The following is a 2,628-nucleotide window of genomic DNA, read 5'->3' as shown; positions in this document are numbered from 1 at the left end:
TGGCACATCTCACCCACCGCCGACCGTCGATTTCAATGCCGTCGGGATGTGCCACGACCAGCGATCGGCTTGGGAGATGCACCCCGAGGCTCGCCCCGCACCGGGGACATTCCTGACTGACGAATCCTGACAATGCATTGCAGTTCGGGCAAGTCAGTGCGCGCATACGCTCAGCATAGGGTCGATCCGTTCAGCCCGGCACCTGGGCATGACGCGCGGCGGCGTAGACGATCCGCTCACCAGCGCGTCGTCCCCGTCCGCACAGTCAACGCGGGTGATCACGCGGCGCCGATCATGATCATCGGGCCGTTGCCCACCTGATCCGGTCAGTAGTGATAGCGCGACTGCAAGATGATCAGGTCGTCGCCGTCGACGAGGTAGACTATCAGCTTGCTGCGCAACTCATCACGGCAGCCCTCGACGGCGACGGCCCGCTCGAAGCACGGATGGCGGAGCTGTTTCCGTGGATGCTGGCACTCTCTCCGGACGGACGCGCAGCGTGCGCGCGCGCCCTTGTCGACGCCGCCCGGGCGTCGTTCTCCACCGGCCAGCCGCACCTGGCCGTCGCCGAGCTCACTTCCTGGAAAGAGACTGCTGCCGCGATCGCCGCAGGCCTCGGCTCGGAGCCGGTCGAATGGCTGGAGGCAGACGACGCCCTTACCGCCGGGCCAGTCGAGCGGCCCTGATCGTGGCAAGGGAAAGCCTGGTCCCGCGGCCCGCGAAAAGATCCTAGTACGAGATCCGATTCGCCACTGTCGGAGCACAAAAGGGCTGGCGCGATCTGGTGGCGACAGTTCGCAATCCCATGGCCGACACGTGGGACTTCTTGACCACAACGCCGCAGGTCCGCACGTCGACCAACTATCCGCTGCGCGACGAACTCAGCACGATCCGTCGTGGAGACAAAACGTACGAGCGCTGGCAGCACAAGCCGACCCTCAAAGGCACGGCACGGATCTGGTTCTACGTCGATGGCCAGACGGTATATCTCGAGCAGGTACACACGAGTCATCCGAATGAGACGAAGTGACCGAGCTAGAGGCGCCTGATCCGGTCAGCGCAACACCCGGGCATGACGAGCGGCGGTCAGCCAGTCCGGGAACTCCGAGAGCAGCAGGCGGTACAGCTGGTCGTCACTGATCCGGGACACGTCGTCGACGGCGAAGAAGCCTGCGTTGTCGACGACGCGACCGGAGAGTTCGTCCAGGGCGGTCAAGGCGCCGAAGTCGGCTTTCCCGATACCGATGAACTGCCAGAAGATCGGCAGCACCGCGGCCTCGGTGATCAGTTTCTGGATGGCCCGCCTGCCGCGGGCGAAGCCGCCATCGGTGAAGAACAGCACCAACACAGGGTCTTTCGAGTCGCGGCAGTCGGCGATCACCTGCGAAAGGATCGGCAGTTCCTCGTTGCGGCCGCCGAGCAGGTCGTAGTCGATGCCGCCGCGCACACCGCGCAGGTGGACGTAGTCGCGTACCCATTCCTCGGCGCGATCGACGGTGACATCGGGCAGTTTGGCGCACTGCACGGCGTACATGTATGCCTCCAGCGCGCCGTCGTCATCGAGTTGGGTGGCCACCGCGGTCATCCGTTCGACGAGTTCGCCGACGACGCCGTCGCGGTATAGCGCCGACATCGAGAAGGTCTTGTCGATGACCATGACCACACGAGCCCGCACGCCGGAAGTGACCTTCTTCTCCAGCAGCACCTGGTGTACCTGCTTCTTTCGCAGGTCAAGCTTGGCGCGTTTGGTCAGTGAGAGCTTCTCCTCGCCGGGCGCACTGCGGGGTCCGTCGTGGACGACCGGTACCAACGTGGGTTCGTCGTCGACCTGCACACCGTGGCTGCGCACGAGATCGGCGAAGCCGCCTTCCCAGCCGGCGCCGGTATTGCGGATCTTCCACTCGCCGCCACGCCGGTAGATCTCGATCAGCACCGCCGAGGTCTCCACGGACAGCCCTTCGCCAGGAGCGACGACCGTCCGATCATCTTGGGACAGCACAACTTCGACGCGAGCGTCGCCGAGCGTCAGATTCTCGGCCACGACTCCGATGTGCACCCGGCTCGCACCTGCGGGGAGCCGGGCCGGATCCACGACGACGGCACCCGAACCGTCGAGAATCACCGCACCGCTGGGATGTGCGGGCTGATTGAAGAACACGAAATCCGCATCGCAGCCGACCTTCTGGTCGTCCCCCAGGACGAAAGCCAGGACGTCGAGAGGCGCACCTGCCTTGACCTCGACGCGCAGCGGACGTGGCCCGGACAGCGCGGTGTTCTGACCGCGGGACAGAGTGAGATCAGACATGCGAAGTACTCCTCAAGCAAAGGCCGTACGCGGGATGGTAGCCGGTCCCGGCCCTGCGATTGTGGTCAGCGCCGGCTATCAGCTCGCACCCGATCGGTGAGATCGTCCGATATGTAGCGGTGCTCTGGCGAGCACAACACATCACCGAACCTATCGGGATGTGCAGCATGACCTTTCGAGCTATTGCGCGACGGAGGGTCGCGAGAACGACACGTGGACAACGCCGCTGGGCGAGGTCACCGTGTCGATGTCGAAACGGTCCTCAAGTCCTTCCAGTCCGTCCCAGAGCCGTTCGCCGCGACCGAGGAAGATGGGCACGACGG

At 64.7% G+C, this 2,628-nt stretch carries 3 protein-coding genes; 2 read left to right on the top strand and 1 reads right to left on the bottom strand.

What is annotated here, in order from left to right; genetic code table 11:
- The first annotated feature begins 332 nt into the window (after positions 1–332).
- Positions 333–686 (top strand): hypothetical protein, encoded by a 354-nt coding sequence (locus KDB67_RS21400; protein ID WP_291020414.1) that lies wholly within the window; start codon positions 333–335, stop codon positions 684–686.
- 119 nt (positions 687–805) lie between these two features.
- Positions 806–1,030 carry a hypothetical protein gene (locus KDB67_RS21395; protein WP_291020412.1) on the top strand — a complete coding sequence of 75 codons (225 nt, stop codon included), beginning with the start codon at positions 806–808 and terminating at the stop codon, positions 1,028–1,030.
- Between the two features lie 24 nt (positions 1,031–1,054).
- Here the strand turns inward: KDB67_RS21395 and KDB67_RS21390 are convergent, their stop codons facing one another.
- Positions 1,055–2,305, bottom strand: coding sequence for a VWA domain-containing protein (locus KDB67_RS21390; RefSeq protein WP_291020410.1), 1,251 nt, complete (start codon positions 2,303–2,305; stop codon positions 1,055–1,057).
- Positions 2,306–2,628 lie beyond the last annotated feature (323 nt).

Source organism: Gordonia sp. (in: high G+C Gram-positive bacteria) (genome assembly GCF_020438995.1).
In the GTDB taxonomy this organism is placed as follows: Bacteria; Actinomycetota; Actinomycetes; order Mycobacteriales; family Mycobacteriaceae; genus Gordonia.
This window is presented reverse-complemented; position numbering and strand designations above follow the sequence as displayed.